The 19,461-nt window shown below is 64.1% G+C and carries 20 protein-coding genes and 1 pseudogene; 14 read left to right on the top strand and 7 right to left on the bottom strand.

Going from position 1 to position 19,461, the window contains the following annotated elements; all coding sequences use genetic code 11:
- Positions 1 to 35 precede the first annotated feature (35 nt).
- The 4 genes from AC0L3P_RS09860 to fixL form a co-directional block, all read right to left on the bottom strand.
- Positions 36 to 734: a helix-turn-helix domain-containing protein gene (locus AC0L3P_RS09860; RefSeq protein WP_473301737.1), complete on the bottom strand. Its 699-nt coding sequence runs from the start codon at positions 732 to 734 to the stop codon at positions 36 to 38.
- A 103-nt stretch (positions 735 to 837) separates the two neighbouring features.
- Positions 838 to 1,260 carry a response regulator gene (locus AC0L3P_RS09855; protein ID WP_275170405.1) on the bottom strand — a complete coding sequence of 141 codons (423 nt, stop codon included), beginning with the start codon at positions 1,258 to 1,260 and terminating at the stop codon, positions 838 to 840.
- Between the two features lie 58 nt (positions 1,261 to 1,318).
- Positions 1,319 to 1,936: a response regulator FixJ gene (gene fixJ / locus AC0L3P_RS09850; protein WP_275170406.1), complete on the bottom strand. Its 618-nt coding sequence runs from the start codon at positions 1,934 to 1,936 to the stop codon at positions 1,319 to 1,321.
- A 3-nt stretch (positions 1,937 to 1,939) separates the two neighbouring features.
- Complete coding sequence (gene fixL, locus AC0L3P_RS09845) at positions 1,940 to 3,457, bottom strand: sensor protein FixL (protein ID WP_275170407.1); 1,518 nt, start codon at positions 3,455 to 3,457, stop codon at positions 1,940 to 1,942.
- A gap of 203 nt (positions 3,458 to 3,660) precedes the next feature.
- On the opposite strand from fixL, the pseudogene AC0L3P_RS09840 reads away from it, so the two are divergent.
- The 10 genes and pseudogenes from AC0L3P_RS09840 (at position 3,661) to ccoS (ending at position 13,153) form a co-directional block, all read left to right on the top strand.
- A pseudogene (locus AC0L3P_RS09840) lies at positions 3,661 to 4,495 on the top strand (universal stress protein).
- Positions 4,496 to 4,523: 28 nt separating this feature from the next.
- The gene (locus AC0L3P_RS09835) at positions 4,524 to 4,949 is read left to right on the top strand and encodes a CBS domain-containing protein (RefSeq protein ID WP_275170409.1); all 426 of its coding nucleotides are present in this window, start codon (positions 4,524 to 4,526) and stop codon (positions 4,947 to 4,949) included.
- Positions 4,950 to 5,250: 301 nt separating this feature from the next.
- A complete protein-coding gene (ccoN, locus tag AC0L3P_RS09830) occupies positions 5,251 to 6,900 on the top strand; it encodes a cytochrome-c oxidase, cbb3-type subunit I (protein WP_275170410.1) in 1,650 nt (549 codons plus the stop codon).
- A gap of 10 nt (positions 6,901 to 6,910) precedes the next feature.
- On the top strand, positions 6,911 to 7,645 hold the full coding sequence (gene ccoO / locus AC0L3P_RS09825) for a cytochrome-c oxidase, cbb3-type subunit II (RefSeq protein ID WP_247288469.1): 735 nt from the start codon (positions 6,911 to 6,913) through the stop codon (positions 7,643 to 7,645).
- A gap of 13 nt (positions 7,646 to 7,658) precedes the next feature.
- A complete protein-coding gene (locus AC0L3P_RS09820; RefSeq protein WP_015687703.1) occupies positions 7,659 to 7,823 on the top strand; it encodes a CcoQ/FixQ family Cbb3-type cytochrome c oxidase assembly chaperone in 165 nt (54 codons plus the stop codon).
- A 6-nt stretch (positions 7,824 to 7,829) separates the two neighbouring features.
- Positions 7,830 to 8,705 (top strand): cytochrome-c oxidase, cbb3-type subunit III, encoded by an 876-nt coding sequence (gene ccoP, locus AC0L3P_RS09815; RefSeq protein ID WP_473301736.1) that lies wholly within the window; start codon positions 7,830 to 7,832, stop codon positions 8,703 to 8,705.
- A gap of 109 nt (positions 8,706 to 8,814) precedes the next feature.
- The gene (ccoG, locus tag AC0L3P_RS09810; RefSeq protein ID WP_473301735.1) at positions 8,815 to 10,281 is read left to right on the top strand and encodes a cytochrome c oxidase accessory protein CcoG; all 1,467 of its coding nucleotides are present in this window, start codon (positions 8,815 to 8,817) and stop codon (positions 10,279 to 10,281) included.
- Between the two features lie 15 nt (positions 10,282 to 10,296).
- Complete coding sequence (locus AC0L3P_RS09805) at positions 10,297 to 10,782, top strand: FixH family protein (protein ID WP_354056657.1); 486 nt, start codon at positions 10,297 to 10,299, stop codon at positions 10,780 to 10,782.
- Between the two features lie 11 nt (positions 10,783 to 10,793).
- Complete coding sequence (locus AC0L3P_RS09800) at positions 10,794 to 12,986, top strand: cation-translocating P-type ATPase (RefSeq protein WP_354056655.1); 2,193 nt, start codon at positions 10,794 to 10,796, stop codon at positions 12,984 to 12,986.
- Positions 12,986 to 13,153, top strand: a complete 168-nt coding sequence (gene ccoS, locus AC0L3P_RS09795; protein ID WP_007607689.1) for a cbb3-type cytochrome oxidase assembly protein CcoS — start codon at positions 12,986 to 12,988, stop codon at positions 13,151 to 13,153. Before AC0L3P_RS09800 ends, ccoS begins: the two co-directional genes overlap by 1 nt.
- Here the strand turns inward: ccoS and AC0L3P_RS09790 are convergent.
- Both AC0L3P_RS09790 and AC0L3P_RS09785 read right to left on the bottom strand, forming a co-directional pair.
- Complete coding sequence (locus AC0L3P_RS09790) at positions 13,150 to 14,352, bottom strand: MFS transporter (protein WP_354056653.1); 1,203 nt, start codon at positions 14,350 to 14,352, stop codon at positions 13,150 to 13,152. The two genes, ccoS and AC0L3P_RS09790, sit on opposite strands and share 4 nt — an antisense overlap.
- 100 nt (positions 14,353 to 14,452) lie before the next feature.
- Positions 14,453 to 14,935: a cupin domain-containing protein gene (locus AC0L3P_RS09785; RefSeq protein WP_473301734.1), complete on the bottom strand. Its 483-nt coding sequence runs from the start codon at positions 14,933 to 14,935 to the stop codon at positions 14,453 to 14,455.
- 242 nt (positions 14,936 to 15,177) lie between these two features.
- Here AC0L3P_RS09785 and AC0L3P_RS09780 point away from each other — a divergent pair, with 242 nt between their 5' ends.
- On the top strand, positions 15,178 to 15,462 hold the full coding sequence (locus tag AC0L3P_RS09780; RefSeq protein WP_106942939.1) for a hypothetical protein: 285 nt from the start codon (positions 15,178 to 15,180) through the stop codon (positions 15,460 to 15,462).
- A gap of 80 nt (positions 15,463 to 15,542) precedes the next feature.
- Entirely contained in the window at positions 15,543 to 16,259 is a 717-nt protein-coding gene (locus AC0L3P_RS09775) for a peroxiredoxin-like family protein (RefSeq protein ID WP_473301733.1), read from the top strand.
- A 23-nt stretch (positions 16,260 to 16,282) separates the two neighbouring features.
- On the opposite strand, the gene AC0L3P_RS09770 is transcribed toward AC0L3P_RS09775, so the two are convergent.
- Positions 16,283 to 17,170 carry a LysR family transcriptional regulator gene (locus AC0L3P_RS09770; protein WP_473301732.1) on the bottom strand — a complete coding sequence of 296 codons (888 nt, stop codon included), beginning with the start codon at positions 17,168 to 17,170 and terminating at the stop codon, positions 16,283 to 16,285.
- A 177-nt stretch (positions 17,171 to 17,347) separates the two neighbouring features.
- On the opposite strand from AC0L3P_RS09770, the gene AC0L3P_RS09765 reads away from it, so the two are divergent.
- Together AC0L3P_RS09765 and AC0L3P_RS09760 are read left to right on the top strand one after the other, a co-directional pair.
- Complete coding sequence (locus AC0L3P_RS09765; protein ID WP_473301797.1) at positions 17,348 to 18,163, top strand: 3-hydroxybutyrate dehydrogenase; 816 nt, start codon at positions 17,348 to 17,350, stop codon at positions 18,161 to 18,163.
- A gap of 70 nt (positions 18,164 to 18,233) precedes the next feature.
- Positions 18,234 to 19,376, top strand: coding sequence for a patatin-like phospholipase family protein (locus AC0L3P_RS09760; protein ID WP_473301731.1), 1,143 nt, complete (start codon positions 18,234 to 18,236; stop codon positions 19,374 to 19,376).
- The last annotated feature ends 85 nt before the right edge of the window (positions 19,377 to 19,461 follow it).

The raw sequence follows: 19,461 nt of genomic DNA, 5'->3' as shown, positions 1-19,461 counted from the left end.
ATTCAGCCGGCCATGAGCGGGTGGAAGAGGGGAGATCAGGCGTCGAGATTGTGCAGGCGTGCCCGGTTGCGCAGCACGATCTGGCGGGCGCCCGAGAAGCCGAGAATGCCCTGGGCGTGAAGCTGCGACAGCGCGCGCGAGACGGTCTCGAGCGTGAGACCGAGATAGTCGCCGATGTCGCGGCGGCACATCGGCAGCGCCATCATGCCGGCAACCGCGAGGCGGCGATCCATTTCGAGCAGGAAGGTTGCGACGCGCTCCATCGCGGTCTTGCGGCCCAGCAGCAGCATGTGGTCTTCGGCGTGGCGAAGCTCGCCAGCGGTCATGGCCCAGAGCTTGCGGGCGACCTGGACGTCGGTGGCTGCGGCCTTCTCGAGGCTCGCGCGCTTCACGAGGCGCACCGTGGTGTCGATGATAGCTTCAGCAGCAAGGCGGTGGGTGGTGCTGGATTCGAGGCCGAACACGTCGCCGGGAAGGTGGAAGGAGCCGATCTGGCGGCGGCCGTCGGAGAGAAGCTTGTAGCTGCGCACGGCGCCGGTAACGACCTGATAGACATACTCGGCCGGCTCGTCCTCACCATAGATCTCCTCTTCCTTGCGGTAGGAGAACTCGGTGGCAACGAGGCCGACATGGCCGGCAATCGCGCCGAACTGGTCTGAGACGGGATGGGCGGGTGCGATCTTGCCACCGATCTGGGTGGTGATCGCCGGGGTGTTGAAGGTCTGGGTCAGCATCTGCGCCATCTCCGTTGTGATGACGCCTTGGTACGCGGTATCGGGTGCCTCGAAAATTTCGCGAGATATCTTAAGGAGGTTGCCTTACGTAGAATCCCGTAGGTCAGCTATGGACCCGGTTCTGGATGGCGTGGCGAATGCGCTTGACCAGGTTTTCGTCCAGAAGCGGCTTCAGAATCACTTCATTTACGCCTGCGGCCGCCGCCCGGGCCGAGATATTCGGGTCGGGATAGCCGGTGATCAGGATCACCGGGGTATCGCCCTCGGACTGGCGCAGTCGCCCGGCCAGCTCGATGCCGTTGATGTCGGGCATTTTGTAGTCGATCACGTAACAGTCTGCACCGGACGGGCTCGCCGCATTGAGCAGCGCCGTGGCGTTCCTGAAGGTCCGCACGGCAAAACCGTCGGTTTCCAGCAAAAACCTCAGCGAGCCGAGCACAGCGGCATCGTCGTCGACCACATAGATGCTTGGCTTTGCGGGTGACGACATCGGGAGCCGCTCAGGATGGGAGCTGATCGCAATCATTCCGATCTGGTAGCACAGAGCGAGCGACCGGTTTTGACTTGCCTCAATCCTGGTGACTTCAATCGTTGAGCATTCCGGCCCGCATGGCCAGCCGCACCAGTTCCGACAGGCTGTTGGCCTGCATCTTGGTCATCACATTGGCCCGGTAGACCTCGATGGTGCGCGGGCTGATGTCGTACTCGCGGGCGATCAGCTTGTTGGAGAGGCCCGCGATCAGCCCCTCCATGACCTGGCGTTCCCTGGGGCTCAGGGAAGCGACGCGAGCGGCGACGTCCTGGGCCATGGCCTCGTTCCTGGCCGCCGGCTCGCCCTCGCGGATCGCGGATTCGATCATGGCGATGAGGCGGTCATCTTCGAACGGCTTTTCCAGGAAATCCATGGCACCGAGTTTCATCGCCTCGACCGCGAGCGGCACGTCGCCATGGCCGGTCATGATCAGGATTGGAAACCGGCTGCGCTGCGCCTTCAGGCGCTTGAGAAGCTCGATCCCATCGATGCCGGGCATCCGCACATCGGAGACGACGCAGCCGAAGGCGAGGCCAGGCAGGGCGTCGAGAAAACTCTGCGCGTTGTCGAACAGTGTGACGCCGAAGCCAGCTGAATCCAGCAGGAAATTCAGCGAATCCCGCATCGCCTCGTCGTCGTCAATGACGTAGATGATTCCCTTGGTCGTCATGGATCAGTTCTCGTCGGCTGCCGGCAACGTGAAGCGGAATGTCGCCCCACCCGATGCGTTGCTCTCGGCCCACATCCGGCCGCCGTGAGCCTCGACGATCGAGCGGCTGATGGACAGTCCCACGCCCATGCCGGTGTCCTTGGTGGTGAAAAAAGTCTGAAACAGGTTTGGCATGACGTCGTCCTGGAAGCCGGAGCCGGTATCGGAGACCTCGATCTCGATCATGTCGTCGGCGACGCGGGTGTTGGTGACGACGAGCTCGCGCCGTGGCGACTGCGCCATCGCTTCCAGCGCGTTGCGGAAGAGGTTGACCAGCACCTGCTGGATTTGCACCCGGTCGGCGAGCACGAGATCGGCATTTGGATTGAGGCCGAAACGGAGCTGTACGTTCTGCTCGCGCGCGCCGGCGAGCCCGAGCGCGCCAGCCTCCTCGATCAGCTTGGACAGGCTCTCGACCCTTTTCTCGGATTCGCCGCGGGAGACAAAGTCGCGCAAGCGGCGGATGATCTGGCCGGCGCGCAGCGCCTGCTCGGCGGCGCGGTCCAGCGCGCTCTCGATCTTCGGCGTATTCGGATCCTGGCTTCCGGCGAGCAGCCGCCGCGACCCCTTCATGTAGTTGCTGATCGCTGCCAGCGGCTGGTTGAGTTCGTGAGCGAGCGCGGACGCCATTTCGCCCATCGCGCTCAACCGAGAGACGTGGACGAGCTCGGACTGCAATTCCTGGAGCCGCGCCTGGGTTTTCTGATGCTCGGTAAGATCGCGGACGAAACCGGTGAAATAGGGCTCGCCGCCCGACTGCATCTCGCCGATCGACAGGTGCATCGGGAAGGTCGTGCTGTCGCGACGCTTTCCGGTCACGATGCGGCCGATGCCGATGATGTGCGGGTCGCTGGTGGTGCGGTAGCGCGCGATGTAGCCGTCGTGACGGGAGCTGTCGGGCTCCGGCATCAGGATGCGCACGTTCTGGCCGATCACCTCCGGCTCGGCCCAGCCGAACAGGCGCTCGGCCGCCGAGCTGAACAGCTGGATGATGCCGTGGCCGTCGATGACGATCATGGCGTCGGGAATTGTCTGCAGGATCGAGCGGAGGTGATTCTCGCGGGTGCGAAGGGCCTCCTCGACCTGCTTCTCCTCGTCGACATCGAGAAAGATGCCGCTGAGATGTCGGGCGGCGCCGGCTTCGTCCCGAATCAGGCCCGCGCGGGCGCGGATCCACTGCGCTCTGCCCGACGCGCTCGCGACCTTGAACGACACGTCGAAGCTGCCGCCCCGTTCGGAGACGTGTCGGATCGCACTCTCGATCCGCCCGCGGTCGTTCGGCTCCAGTCGGGACAGGAACAGCGTGTAACTCACCGTTTGGTCAGGTTCGATCCCGAACAGGATTCTGGCCGTCTCCGACCACTCCAATTCCAGTGTGTTGAGATCGAGATCCCAGGTCCCGACGCCAAATCCTTCGATTCGAACGCGGAAATGTTCGCCCCGGCCGTCATCTTGCGGATGAATCACACGGGTCGGCGCCAAACGATCACTCCCATTCTGATGCGGGGAACCGCACAGCGTTACCGTCGGCAATGTACCCAAGGAGGGGCCGGAGGCAAGTTCCGATGTCTTATACCATTGGCAGATTCCCCTCCGGCGCGGTGATCCAAGGTTTGATCTATCTCATCCTGCCAGGCGGCGGCGGGCTTACGATCGGATAGCAGCTCATTGCCCGGAGAATCCCGATGACATACGCGACCGTGATGGTCAGCCTGGCGCTCGATCAGCCCAACAAGGCGCGTCTTCAGGTCGCGGGCGAGCTTGCCGAACGATTTGAAGCGTCCATCATCGGCGTTGCTGCGGCGCAGTTCGCCCCGCCGCTCTATTTCAGCGATGGCGCCGCAGCGCAGGGATTGATCGATGAGGGAGAAGCCTCGGTCAAGCGACGTCTGGGCGAGCTCGAGGCGCAATTCCGCGCCGCGATCAGGAATCGCGGCGGGCATGTGGAATGGCGCAGCGCCATGGATTTCCCGGCGCGCTTTACGTTCGCCCAGGCGCGTTGCGCCGACATCGTCGTCACCGGCGGGCAGAGCCCCGGCCTTTTCCGACGCCTTCGCGCTCGCGAGCCCAAAGGATCTGGTGATGCAAGCCGGCCGGCCGATCCTGGTCGTGCCTGACGGGGTCAACTGGCTCGATCTGCGCAGCGTCCTGGTGGCGTGGAAGGATACGCCGGAAGCCCGGCGGGCGCTGGCCGATGCGCTGCCGATACTGCGCAAGGCCAGGGATGTCACCGTCCTCGCAATTCCCGAAGGCGACGACGACCGCCCTGCCGCGGTCGCTGGCGTGACCGACGTGACGGCGTGGCTTGCCCGTCATGGCGTGACCGCGATCGCGCGCGTTTCCGAAGCGGCCCGGAACGAAACCGTCGCCGGGCAACTGGAGAAAATTGCCGGCGATGTCGGCGCCAGCCTGATCGTCGCCGGTGCCTACGGCCATTCGCGCTTCCGCGAACTGATCCTCGGCGGCGTCACCCAATATCTGGTCACTCAATCTGCCCGCTGCGTGCTGCTGTCGCACTGACCTGGAGACGAATCAAAGAGGACGCGCCGTGTACAGATTCCTTGAACAGACCGTCGACGGCCACATGACGCACGACGTCAAGACGGTGAGGCGCGACCTCGACCTGCTCGCGCTCAGCGAGATGTTCGAACGCGACGATTTCAATTCCTATCCCGTCGAGGACGACGGGCAGGTCGTCGGCATCGTCACCAAGTTCGACATCCTGAAGTGCTTCGCCTTCACGCCGAGCCAGATGCTGCCGCGCTATCACGACCTGATGAGCCGTAAAATCGGCGACGTCATGACGCCCGACTTTATCTATGTCAGCCCCGACACGCGGCTGACGCGCGTGCTCCAGATCATGGTCGAGCACCGCATCAGGAGCATCATCGTGCTCAATGGCGCGCAGAAGCTGGTCGGAATCGTCGCTCGCGAGGACGTCATCGCGGCGCTCAAGGCGACGGCACGGGAGTGAGAAGGCGGCTGCGTGATTTTACGGAAGATTCTTTTTCTTCCCTTCTCCCCTTGCGGGAGGAGGTGGCGCGAAGCGCCGGATGAGGGGTTCTATCCGCGGAAAAACTTTTGATGCGGCGCCAACCCCTCACCCAAATGAGATTGCCGCGCCCTCCTCGCTGCCCTCTCCCGCAAGGGGAGAGGGCACTGCAACTGGCGCCGCATGACCCACATTAACAGAAATCCACATAGCTTGATTTCAATCAATTCCCCGCGAGGGTGAATGTGGTTTCTGGCCCTGTGTTCTTTCAGAGAGAATCCGCATGAGCCAGCCCTCCATCTCCAAGTCCATGACGTCAGGTGAAAGCGGCCTGGCTGTCGTGTTCGCGGTCACCGCCTTCCTCTGCGTGATTGCCTCGGCCAAGGCGCTCGATGCGCCTTTTGCCTTCCACGCCGCGCTGAGCGCGGCGGCGAGCCTGGCCGCGGTCTTCTGCATCATCAATCGCTACCTCGACCGGCCGGCGGCGCTGCCGCCTGCGGAGATCAATGGCCGGCCCAATTACAACATGGGGCCGATCAAGTTCTCCTCCGTCATGGCGATGTTCTGGGGCATTGCCGGCTTTCTCGTCGGCCTCATCATCGCCTCGCAACTGGCGTGGCCGGCGCTGAACTTCGATCTGCCCTGGACCAGCTTTGGCCGCCTGCGTCCGCTGCACACGTCCGCGGTGATTTTCGCCTTCGGCGGCAACGTCCTGATCGCGACCTCCTTCTACGTCGTCCAGAAGAGCTGCCGCGTTCGCCTTGCAGGCGATCTCGCGCCCTGGTTCGTCGTCGTCGGCTACAACTTCTTCATCCTGATCGCCGGCACCGGCTATCTGCTCGGCGTCACCCAGTCGAAGGAATATGCCGAGCCGGAATGGTACTCCGACCTGTGGCTGACCATCGTCTGGGTCACCTATCTGCTGGTCTTCCTTGCCACGATCATCAAGCGCAAGGAGCCGCACATCTTCGTCGCGAACTGGTTCTATCTCGCCTTCATCGTGACGATTGCGGTTCTGCATCTCGGCAACAACCCGGCGCTGCCGGTTTCGGTGTTCGGCTCGAAGTCCTACATCGCCTGGGGCGGCATCCAGGACGCCATGTTCCAGTGGTGGTATGGCCACAACGCGGTCGGCTTCTTCCTCACTGCCGGCTTCCTCGCCATCATGTACTACTTCATTCCGAAGCGCGCCGAGCGGCCGATCTACTCCTACCGCCTCTCGATCATCCACTTCTGGGCGCTGATCTTTCTCTACATCTGGGCCGGCCCGCACCATCTGCACTACACGGCGCTGCCGGACTGGACCCAGACGCTCGGCATGACCTTCTCGATCATGCTGTGGATGCCGTCCTGGGGCGGCATGATCAACGGCCTGATGACGCTGTCGGGCGCCTGGGACAAGCTGCGCACCGATCCCGTGCTGCGCATGCTCGTCGTCTCCGTCGCATTCTACGGCATGTCGACCTTCGAAGGCCCGATGATGTCGATCAAGGTGGTCAACTCGCTTAGCCACTACACCGACTGGACCATCGGCCACGTGCACTCCGGCGCGCTCGGCTGGGTCGGTTTCGTCTCCTTTGGCGCGCTCTACTGCCTGGTACCCTGGATCTGGAATCGCAAGGGCCTCTACAGCCTCAAGCTCGTCAACTGGCACTTCTGGATCGCGACGCTCGGCATCGTCCTCTACATCTCGGCGATGTGGGTGTCCGGCATCCTCCAGGGCCTGATGTGGCGCGCCTACACCTCGCTCGGCTTCCTCGAATATTCCTTCATCGAGACCGTCGAGGCGATGCATCCCTTCTACATCATCCGCGCTGCCGGCGGCGGGCTGTTCCTGATCGGCGCGCTGATCATGGCCTATAATCTCTGGATGACCGTTCGCGTCGGCGAACAGGAAGTCCAGATGCCCGTCGCTCTTCAGCCGGCGGAATGAGGAGTTTTCCATGTCGTTCTGGACACGCCACCAAATCTTCGAAAAGAACTCGATCATCCTGATCGTCGGCATCCTGCTGGTGATCGCGATCGGCGGTCTCGTCGAGATCACCCCGCTGTTCTACCTCAAAAGCACGATCGAGGCGGTCGACGGGATCAGGCCGTATACGCCGCTGGAGCTCGCCGGGCGCAACGTCTACATCCGCGAGGGTTGCTATCTCTGCCATTCGCAGATGATCCGCCCCTTGCGCGACGAGGTCGAGCGCTACGGTCATTTCTCGCTGGCCGCCGAGAGCATGTACGACCATCCGTTCCAGTGGGGCTCGAAGCGCACCGGTCCCGATCTTGCCCGCGTCGGCGCCAAATATTCCGACGACTGGCACGTCACCCATCTGACCAACCCGCGCGCAATCGTGCCGCAGTCGGTGATGCCCGGCTATCCGTTCCTCAGCAAGACCGAGGTCGATCCGGACACGATCGCCGACCACATGCGTACGCTGCGGACCGTCGGCACGCCCTACACCGACGACCAGATCGCCAACGCGGGCGCCGACATGAAGGCTCAGGCCGATCCTGACAATGCCGGCTCCGACGCTTTCACCAAGCGCTACGCCAAGGCCGTGGTGCGCAACTTCGACGGCAAGGCCGGCACGCCGACCGAGATGGACGCGCTGATCGCCTATCTCCAGATGCTCGGCACGCTGGTCGACTTCAAGATCTACAACGAGAAAGCCAATCTTCGCTGAGAAGGCACCCACGATGAAAGCCATCCTGACACTCGACAATCTCGCGTCCGGTCTCGTGACCACGATCTGGACGCCGGTGTTCGTCGCGATCTTTCTCGCGATCATCGCCTACGCATTCTGGCCCCGTAACAAGGCAGCTTTCGACGAAGCGGCACACCTGCCGTTGCGGGAGGAGTAAGAGATCATGACCGATCATCATAGCGACATCGATCCCGTCTCCGGGAGGTCCACGACCGGACACGAGTGGGACGGCATCAAGGAGCTCAACACGCCGCTGCCGCGCTGGTGGGTAATCACCTTCTACCTCACCATCGTCTGGGCGATCGGCTACTGGATCGTGTATCCGGCCTGGCCGCTGATCTCGGGCAATACCACGGGCCTGTTCGGCTACTCGACGCGCGCCGACGTCGCGGTCGAGCTCGCCAACCTCGAGAAGATCCGCGGAGCCAAGATGGTTGCGCTGGGCGCGGCCTCGCTCGCCGACATCGAGAAGGATCCGGCGCTGCTCGCGCTCGCGCGCGCCAAGGGCAAGACCGTGTTCGGCGACAATTGCGCACCATGTCACGGCTCAGGCGGCGCCGGCGCCAAGGGCTATCCGAACCTGAACGACGACGACTGGCTGTGGGGCGGATCGCTCGACCAGATCATGCAGACCATCCAGTTCGGCGCACGTTCCGGCCACGCCAAGGCGCACGAAGGCCAGATGCTCGCCTTTGGCAAGGACGGCGTGCTGAAACCGGACGAGATCGTCACGGCCGCCAACTATGTCCGGGCATTGTCGGGCCTTCCGACCCGCAAGGGCTATGACGCGGCCAGGGGCGAGAAGATCTTCGCGGAGAATTGCGTCGCCTGCCATGGCGACGGCGGCAAGGGCAACCCGGAGATGGGCGCTCCCAACCTGACCGACAAGATCTGGCTCTATGGTTCGGACGAGGCGTCGCTGATCGAGACCATCAGCCAGGGCCGCGCGGGTGTGATGCCGGCCTGGGAAGGGCGGCTCGATCCCGCCACCATCAAGGCGATGGCAGTTTACGTCCACTCGCTGGGCGGCGGAAAATAGTCAACCGGCAGCAAACGGGGGCGAACAAAAGTGTCCCCGCTTGCGCTGGATCAACTGACGCGGCGGCGTCGGGTTTAGGTTCAATCGCACCTCTCGAAAGCTGCAGGCGATGAACAGGCCCGTGAACCCAAAAGCCATCCCATTAGACGATGACAACGGGCCGCTCTATGTGGCCCAGAAGAAAGTCTATCCCCAGAGCATCTCCGGCACCTTCCGCCGGATCAAATGGGGCCTGATGGCGTTCTGCCTCGGCGTTTACTACTTCCTGCCGTTCGTGCGCTGGAACCGCGGCCTCGGTGCTCCGAGCCAGGCGGTGCTGATCGATCTTCCCAACAGCCGCTTCTATTTCTTCTTCATCGAGCTGTGGCCGCAGGAGGTCTACTACTTCACCGGCCTGCTGATCGTCGCCGCGGTGGCGCTGTTCCTGATGAACTCGGTCGGCGGCCGCATCTGGTGCGGCTATCTCTGTCCGCAGACAGTGTGGACCGACCTGTTCTATGCGGTCGAGCGTCTGATCGAGGGCGACCGGCGCGAGCGGATGAAGAAGGACAAATCGTCGGATCCGATGAAGCTGGAGCGCATCTCCGAGATCGTGCTCAAGCATTCGATCTGGCTTCTGATCGGATGGTGGACCGGCGGCGCGTGGGTGCTCTATTTCAACGACGCACCGACGCTGGTGAGGGAACTCGTCACCTTCCAGGCGCCGATGATCGCCTATATCTGGATCGGAATCCTGACTGCCACGACCTATGTGCTCGCCGGCTTCATGCGCGAGCAGGTCTGCACCTATATGTGCCCGTGGCCGCGGATCCAGGCCGCGCTCACCGACGAATGGGCGCTCAACGTCACCTATCGTTACGATCGCGGCGAGAAGCGTACGTCGGTCAAGAAGGCGATCGAGCTGCGCGCGCTCGGCGAGCAAGTCGGCGATTGCGTCGACTGCTATCAATGCGTCGCCGTGTGCCCGACCGGCATCGACATCCGCAATGGACCGCAGCTCGAATGCATCCAATGCGGGCTCTGCATCGACGCCTGCGACAACGTGATGACGAAGATCGGCCGGCCGAAGCGGCTGATCGGCTATGACAACGACGTCAACATCCAGCGCCGCCAGGAAGGCAAGGCGCCGATCTACCGCATCGTCCGGGCCCGCACGGTCGCCTACAGCGCGATCATCGCGGCGGTCGGCGGCATCATGATCTATACGCTCGCGACCCGCAGCCTGCTCGATGTCAACGTGCTGCACGACCGCAACCCGATCGCGGTCAGGCTCAGCGACGGCTCGATCCGCAACGCCTACACGGTGCGTCTGCTCAACAAGAGCGGTTACGACCGCGTCATTGCGATCGACGCTAACGGTCCGGTCAATGCTACGATCCATGTCATCGGGATCGATTCAGTGACGCAGGACCGGCCGATGATCGTGGTTCCGCGCGACTCCACCAGCGAGCTGCGGGTGCTCGTGACCGCGCCGGTGGAGGGCAATCCGGAAAAGTCGATCCCGGTTCGCTTTCACGTCACCGATATCGGCCTCGGCGAAGTCGCCAGCGCCATCGACAATTTCGTCGCGCCCTAGGATCAGGAGTTCGCCATGGCAACCAAGCCGCTGACCGGAACCAAAGTGTTTCTGATGCTGGTCGCCTTCTTCGGCGTCGTGATCGGCGTCAACGTGACCATGATGAAGCTCGCGATCGCGACGCTGCCGGGCACGGACGTCGACAGCCCCTATGCCGCGGGCCTGACCTATGACCGCGAGATATCGGCGGCCCAGGACCAGACCGCGCGAAAATGGAAGGTCAACGCCCATGTCGAGCGCCGCGCCGATGGCGGCGCCGTGCTTCAGGTCGAGGCGCGCGACGCGAGCGGCCAACCGATCGCGGGACTGAAATTCGGCGGCCGCCTGGAGCGTCCGACCGACAAGCGCGCCGATCTCGCCATCGAGCTCTCGGAGATCGGCATCGGCCTCTATCGCGGCAATGCCGCATCGGTCGCGCCGGGCCAGTGGGACCTGGTGATCGAGGGCGAGGCGCGGGGAACGCGCGTGTTCATGTCGCGCAACCGCGTGATCCTGAACTGAAGGATTTTGCCATGCACGTCTCGCGGGACTTTTCGCATTACGTCCGGACTGCGGGCGAGGGCGTCCAGCACATCGATCTCGCGGTCGAGGGCGTTCACTGTGCCGGCTGCATGGCCAAGATCGAGCGCGGGCTATCCGCGATTCCCGACGTCACGCTGGCCCGCGTGAACCTCACCGACCGGCGCGTTGCGCTGGAGTGGAAGGCGGGCACGCTCGATCCGGCCCGCTTCATCGATCGCCTCGAAGAGCTCGGCTACAAAGCCTATCCTTACGAGACCGAGAGCGCGGAGGCGACCGAGGTCGCCGAATCGCGCTTCTTGCTGCGCTGCCTCGGCGTCGCTGCGTTCGCCACCATGAACGTGATGATGCTGTCGATCCCGGTGTGGTCCGGCAACGTCTCGGACATGCTGCCGGAGCAGCGCGATTTCTTCCACTGGCTGTCGGCGCTGATCGCGCTGCCGGCGGCGGCCTATGCCGGTCAGCCGTTCTTCCGCTCGGCCTGGCGCGCGCTGTCGGCCAGGACCACCAATATGGACGTGCCGATCTCGATCGGCGTGACGCTGGCGCTGGGCATGTCCGTGGTCGAGACCATCAACCACGCCGAGCACGCCTATTTCGACGCGGCCATCATGCTGCTCACTTTCCTCCTGGTCGGCCGCTTTCTCGACCAGAACATGCGGCGGCGGACCCGCGCGGTCGCGGGCAATCTCGCCGCGCTCAAGGCGGAGACCGCGGCGAAGTTCGTCGGGCCTGGCGAGATATCTCAAGTGCCGGTGGCCGCGATCTATCCCGGCGACATCGTGCTGCTGCGACCCGGCGAGCGCTGCGCGGTCGACGGCACCGTGATCGAGGGCCGTTCCGAGATCGACCAGAGCCTGATCACCGGCGAGACGCTCTATGTCACGGCCGAGCAGGGCACGCCGGTCTATGCGGGATCGATGAACATCTCGGGCAGCCTGCGGGTGCGGGTCTCGGCGGCCTCCGAGGCGACGCTGCTCGCCGAGATCACGCGGCTGCTCGACAATGCGCTGCAGGCGCGCTCGCGCTACATGCGGCTCGCCGACCGCGCCTCGCGACTCTATGCGCCCGTGGTGCATGCCACCGCGCTCATCACTATCCTCGGCTGGGTCATTGCGGGCGCCGGCTGGCACGATGCGATCGTGACCGGCGTCGCGGTCCTGATCATCACCTGTCCCTGCGCCCTCGGACTCGCCATCCCGACGGTGCAGACAGTGGCCTCGGGCGCGATGTTCAAGGCGGGTGTCCTGCTGAACTCCGGCGATGCCATCGAGCGTCTCGCGGAAGCCGACCACGTCATCTTCGACAAGACCGGCACGCTGACGCTGCCCGATCTCGAAGTGATGAATGCGGCCGATATCCCCGCTGATGTCCTCGAGCTTGCCGGGCGGCTCGCGCTGTCGAGCCATCATCCGGTCGCCGCCGCGGTCGCGCAGGCCTCCGACGCCACATCGCCGATCGTCGGCGCGATCGAGGAGGCCGGCCAAGGCGTGCGCGCTGTGGTCGATGGTATCGAGATTCGCCTCGGCCGTCCGTCCTTCTGCGGCGCCGAGACGCTGGTTTCCGACGTGACAAATCTCGATCCCGAAGCTTCCGTCGTGGCTTTCAGCAAGGGCAGCGAAAGATTCATCCTCTCTGTGCGCCAGGGCCTCCGTCCCGATGCGCAGGCTGTGATCGCGGCGCTCAAGGCGCGCAATATCGGCATCGAGATTCTCTCCGGCGACCGTGAACCGGCGGTGATCGCCGCGGCCCATGCGCTGAGCATCTCCGAATGGCGGGCCGGGGTGACGCCGGCCGACAAGATCGCGCGAATCGAGGTCTTGAAGCAGCGGGGCATGAAGGTCCTGATGGTCGGCGACGGCATGAACGATGCGCCGTCGCTGGCGGCGGCCCACGTCTCGATGTCGCCGATCTCGGCCGCGCATCTGAGCCAGGCGACCGCCGATCTCGTCTTCCTCGGCCGGCCGCTGGCCCCGGTCGTCGCCGCCATCGACGCTTCACGCAAGGCGTTGCGCTTGATGCGGCAAAATCTCTGGCTAGCGATCGGCTACAATGTCCTCGCGGTGCCGGTCGCGATCAGCGGCGTCGTGACACCCCTGATCGCGGCTGCCGCCATGAGCGGATCGTCGATCCTGGTGATGCTGAACTCGCTGCGTGCGCGCGGCGCCTCGCGGGAGATCGTTTGATGGAAATCCTGGTCATCCTGGTGCCGCTGGCGCTGATGCTCGGTCTCGCCGGTCTCGTCGCCTTCCTCTGGTCGCTTCGAAGCGGCCAGTACGACGATCTCGACGGCGCCGCCTGGCGCGCCATCGCCGACGACGAGCCGCCGCAGGAGGCGCCGGCCAAGCGCTAGCGCCTCAAGGCGAGCGTCAGCAGGGCCGCGACCGCAAGCGCCACGCCTACCCCGGCCACGCAGGCATCCCAGCCAAACGCGTCGAACAGTCGGCCGAGGACGGCGGTGCCGATGAGCCCGCCACAGAAATAGCAGGCGAGATAGGTGCCGCTGGCGATGCCGCGGTTTTCAGCCGCAGCCTGTCCTACGAATCCTGTCGCAGCGGCTTGCGCGCAAAAGGTGCCGATGCCGACCAGAACCATCCCGGCGAGGACCGCGCCGAGGTGTGCGACCAGCATCAACGGCAGGCCGATCCCGGCGATGGCCAGCGAGCCCCAGATCGTCGGACGCGTTCCGAGGCGTGATGCCACTCTGCCCGCCAGCAGCGTCGTGACCACCGACGGCAGGAAGACGAAGTAAACGAGGCCGAGGTCCATCATGCCCAGCGACAGCGGTGGTCGAACCAGAACGAAATTGACGAATGTGAAGGTACCGATGAATGCGAACAGGATGCAGAAGCCGATGCCATAGGCGGCTCGCAGCCGTGGATCCCGCCACTGCGCGATCGTCGCGGCAAACGCCGATGCCGTCGGCGTCGTTGCACGCATCGGCTGTACGCGCGCAATGGTGAAATAGACCAGTGCGGCGCCGGCCAGATTGAGCGCCGCGAAGAAATAGAAATTCCATGCCAGGCCAAGGCTATCGGCGATCGCGGCCGAGACCAGCCGGCCGACGAGATTACTGGCGACGTTTCCCGTGATGTAAGCGGCAAAGGCGCCGCCGGAATCCATTGCGCTGCATTGCTCGCCGAGATGAGCCAATGTCAACGCGAAGGCGGATGCCATGCAGAGGCCCTGTGCCACCCGCAGGCCCGTGAAGACGGCAAGATTGGGCGCAGTCGCCAGCAGGCTCGTCGGAATCGCGAGCAGGGTCAGGCTGAGCAGGATGCCGGTCCGCCTGTCGATGTGCGGGCTGAGAAAGCCGACAACGAGGCCTGCGACCGCCATGCCGAACGTGCTGGCGTTAACGGCCAGGCTCATCGCTGCCGGCGTGACGCCGTAGTGGCGCGTCAGCGAGGGCAGGATTGCCTGTGTCGCGAAGAGATCGACGACGGTCAGGAATGCGATCAATCCAATGACGAGCGTGCGGAGTATGGGTCGCGCGGAATGCTCATCCGTTGCCATCGCGCTCGGCTTGATGGGCGCGGAAAGATCTGTCATGGCGTCGCGTCTCCTGTGAAAGATGTGGCGCCCGGCATGCTGGCGGCATGAGGATCCGGGTGCCACATCGGCAACGATCAGGCTGGGGCCGGGGCGCCCGTTACATGTTGTGGTCGCGCGGGTCCTTGCGGACGTCGCCGACATAGAGGATGACCGTTTCCTTGCCGAGGTTCTTCCACCAATGCGAGGTGCCGGATACTTCCGGGCGGATGTCGCCGGCCTTGTGCACGATCGGATCGACACAGTTGGAAGCGTGTTCGACGATCTCGCCTTGCTGCACGAAGATCAAAGCAGGGCGGTCGTCATGGCTGTGCCAGGGCACGACGCCGCCGGGCTCGATGGTGAGCTTGCGGAAGCGCAGCTCGCGGCCTTCAATGTGTGCCGGCTGCTTGCCGAGGTCGATGGCGCCGAGCGTGACGTCGGTGACGCCGACCGGCTTGTAATCGACCATCTGCTGCGCGTTCGGCTTGATCTTGTCGGCCGGGCATTCGCCGGCGAAGACTGGCTGTGCCGAGAGTGTCAATACGCCGAGGATGGCAAGGCCGGGCCAGACCGCGCGCGACAATGTGTGATGCTTGAACATCGGGACGTCTCCTGTGTTGGCCGCAACCGCGATGGTCGCCGGCTATGTCGGGACTTTCGTCGAGAGGGCGCTCGTTCTGAAATGCTCTTTCGCTCTCGCTGCGATAGACCGGCGCTATCGGCCCCGATACGCGCTCGCTATCGAACCGATTGGGGATCGGCATTTCCGCTTCCCGAGCGCTTGGCGTTCGATGGCAGGGCGCCCGATTGGCGGGCGTTCACGTCAATCCGGAGGAGAATCTCATGACGAAATTGTCCAAGACCTTGATTGCCACGGCCGCGTTCGCGGTCATCGCCACATCGGCTTTCTCGGAGGCGACATGGGACTTCAAGGCCGGTATGGCCTACATGTATGGCGGACCCGGCAAGATGTCGGCGATGGCCATGGCCCCGGCGGAGAAGAACCACGAGGCCATGATGAAGGGCGCCAAGAAGGTCCCCGACAACACCGTCTTCTTCATGGACAACGGATCGCTGTATTCCACCTCGGGGCGGCTGGATCCGACCGGCAATTTCTACGTGAACTGATCGCGCGCGCATGACGGCCGCCCCTTGCGGGCGGCCGGATCGGGCACCTAATATTCGTCCTCTGAACGCTGGAGCGCAAGATGACCTCTCTCTCGCCGGCCGATGCCGAGCGGCTCAAACTCGCCTTCCAGCGCTGCCGTGACATGGATGGCACGCTGAACGAGCAGCTCCGCGCCTATGCCGACGCCAGCCGCGACGTGTTCCCGGCCTATGGCGAGGCCGTCGATCATCTGGTGACGAGATTGAATGGAAGCGGCGGCGGCGAGACCGCGCCGCGTCCGGGCGAGGCGATGCCGCCGTTCATGTTGCCGGACGAGAGCGGGCGTCTCGTTGCGCTGTCCTCACTGATCGAGAGCGGGCCGGTCGCCGTGATGTTTTTCCGCGGCCATTGGTGCCCTTATTGTCGGCTCAATGTCCGTGCAGTGGTCCAGGCGCTGGATCGCATCGAGTCCATGGGCGCGCGCATCGTCGCGGTCATGCCGGAGACGCAGGAATACACCCAGCAGCTCAAAGCGGAAGCCGGTGCGCCATTTCCGATCCTGACCGACCTCGACAACGGCTATGCGTTGTCGCTCAATCTCGCGATCTGGCTCGGTGCCGAGATCCAGAGCCTGTTGTCCTACCAGGACATGGCGAAATTCCACGGCAATGATGGCTGGATGCTGCCGATCCCGGCCGTGTTCGTCGTCGGTCGCGACGGTCTCGTGAAAGCCCGCTTCGTCGATCCGGACTTCCGCAAGCGCATGGAGATCGATGACCTGCTTGAAGCGTTGGAAGGCGCGAGCAGGAAGGCCTAAAGGGCTGGCAGCGAGCGTCGCTGCTAGCCTGCAATCTCCCGCCAATCCGCACCGCGCAGCATGCGCATCACGGCATTGGCCACCGCCGTGCGCTGTCGGCCGGCCACCCCGTAGAGGCTGACGGTGCGACGGGCGTCCAGCCCGGCGACCGCAGCGCGCGTCAGCGTCTCCGGAACGGGCGAGGTGTGCGGCACCATGGCGACGCCGATGTCGGCCTCGACCAGCTCGATCAAATCGCGCTCGTTCGAGATCTCGTGACCCTGTTCGACCGCGATGCCGTGCTCGCGCAGGCTCGCGGAGATGCTGCGGGAATGCTCGCAGAACGTCCGGCTCAACAGCTGCTCTGCGCGCAAATCGTCTAGTTCGATGCTGCTGCGGCCGGCCAGGCGGTGTCCGTCGCTGACCACGAGCTCGAAGCTTTCGGTGAACAGCGGCCAGACATCGAGCCGCTCCCAGGCCTCGTCGATGTCCGCGGCAATCCCGAGCTCGGCCTCGCCCCTCTTCAGCAAGTCGGCCACTTCACGACTCGAGCCGCGCAGGAAACGGAATTCGAGCCGGTTGAACTGCCGTTTGATCTGGTTGAGATGCGGGATGAGGAGCGAAAGATCAATTGAATGCGTCAGCGCGACGCGGAGCGCGCCGATTTCGCCGCTGCGGAACGAGGAGGCCAGCGAGCGTGCGCCGGTGGCTGCATCAAAACACTGCTTCAGCAGCGGATGCATGCGCTGGCCAAGCTCGGTCAATTGCGCTGCGGGCCGTTCGCGGCGAAACAGATCGCCGCCGAGCTCGGCTTCGAGCTGCTTGATCGCGCGCGTCAGCGAAGGCTGCGTCACGTTGCAGTCCTCGGCGGCACGCGTGAAGTTCAAGAGCTGCGCCACCGCGAGGAAATAGCGGACCTGGTGCATTTCCATGGATCGGCTCTCCGGCAAGACCAGCCGGAACCTAACTGATTAGCCAGGCGAATGACATCCCGACCGTGATAGCGCGCGGGCATGGTTTCGGAAGCCAACGGGCATTTCCGTCAAACCGGGCGATCCCTCAGAGTCGGCTCAACACCAGTCATCGTGTCGGAGGATTTGCCAGTGAATATGTCCGTCAAGCCGCAGACGTCCGCCGCCCGGGCGCTCGCGGGCAAGGTTGCGCTGGTCACGGGCTCAACCAGTGGCATCGGCCTCGGTATCGCGCGGGCACTTGCCGCGGCCGGCGCCGACATCGTGCTGAACGGCCTTGGTGTGGCGGCCGAGCTCGACAGGACGCGCGAGCAGATCGCGGCGGAGTTTGGCGTCAAGGCAAGATTTTCGCCGGCCGACATGGCCAGGCCGAATTCGATCGCCGAGATGATCGCGGCGACGGTTGCGCAGGCGGGCCGCCTGGATATCCTGATCAACAATGCCGGCATCCAGCACGTCGCGCCGCTGGAGCAGTTTCCGGTCGAGAAATGGGACCAGATCCTCGCAATCAATTTGTCGTCGGCCTTCCACACCACGCGGCTCGCGCTGCCCGCCATGCGACAGAACGGGTTCGGCCGGATCATCAACATCGCCTCCGCGCACGGCCTGGTCGCCTCGCCGTTCAAGGCGGCCTACGTCGCCGCCAAGCACGGCATCGTCGGGCTCACCAAGGTGACGGCGCTGGAGACGGCAGAAGAGGGCATTACCTGCAACGCGATCTGTCCCGGCTATGTCTATACGCCGCTGGTCGAGGCGCAGATCGATGGGCAGGCCAAGGCGCACGGAATCTCGCGCGACCAGGTGATCCGCGACGTGCTGCTGGCCCAACAGCCCAACAAGCGCTTTGCCACGGTCGAGGAGCTCGGCGCGCTCGCGGTATTCCTCTCGACTGACGCGGCGGCTTCGATCACCGGCGTCGCGCTGCCGGTCGACGGCGGCTGGACCGCGCATTAACATGAGCCGGCGTAACAAGTCGCGGCCGGCAGAGAATCTCGGAGCAGTGCAGGCTGATCAGGAGCGAACCATGAACGGCACGCAGAATAACATTCAGCGCAAGGACCTGCCCGGGCAGGTCGTCCTCGTGCTTCAAGGCGGTGGTGCGTTAGGCTCCTACCAGGCGGGCGTCTACCAGGCGCTGCACGAGGCCGGTATCGAGCCGGACTGGATCATCGGCACCTCGATCGGTGCCATCAATGCCAGCCTTATCGCGGGTAATGCGCCGGAGCACCGGCTCGCGCGCTTGAGGGAGTTCTGGAAGCGGATGGAGCAGAAGCCGGTCTGGGACTGGCACACCTCATTTCCCGGCTTCAACGAGAAGCTTGCCTATTGGTCGGCCGTGACCCACGGCATTCCAGGGTTCTTCCGGCCCAATCCGCTGGCGCATGCCGGCGATTCCTATCCGCTCGGCGCCGATCACGCCGGATTCTATTCCACTGGGCCTCTCGAGGAGACGCTGCGCGAGCTGGTCGATTTCGATCTGGCCAATCGCTGCGTGCCGCGGCTGACGGTGGGTGCGGCGCATGTCGGCACCAGCCAGATGCGCTATTTCGACAGCCGCGACGGTGAGCTGACGGTGAAGCATGTCATGGCTTCGGGCGCATTGCCGCCGGCATTCCCGGCAGTGCGGATCGATGGCGAACTCTATTGGGACGGAGGCATTCTCTCGAATACGCCGACGGAAGCGGTGTTCGACGACAATCCGCGCAAGAATTCGCTGATCTTCTCCGTGCATCTGTGGAATCCCGTCGGGGCCGAGCCGACCACGATGGCGGAGGTGCTGAACCGGCACAAGGATGTCATGTATTCGAGTCGGATCGCGAGCCAGATCGAACGCCAGCAGCAGGCCCATCGCCTACGCCATGTCATCAACCAGCTTGCGGAACGCCTGCCTGAGAGCGAGCGCGGCGATGCCGCGGTGAGGGAGCTGATGAGCTACGGCTGTCCGACCCGTATGCATGTCGTGCGGCTGCTGGCGCCGCAACTCGATCGCGAGACCCACACCAAGGATATCGACTTCAGCCCGTCGGGGATCACGCGCCGCTGGCATGCCGGCTATGCCCACACGATGTCGGTGCTCGCGCGCAAACCGTGGATCGGCGAATTCGATCCACTTGCCGGCGTGGTGCTGCACGAGCATATGGACGAGATGCCGATGGCGGCGGAGTAGGGCCGCAAGCGATCGTCCGCCATCATCGAAATGCCACAGGCCTTGCGGATCGTCGATCTTCGTCCGCAGCTGAAAGGCCATGTAA

The organism is Bradyrhizobium sp. WSM4874, from assembly GCF_055811835.1.
The sequence above is the reverse complement of the archived record's forward strand: the minus strand, read 5'-3'. Positions and strand labels throughout refer to the sequence as shown.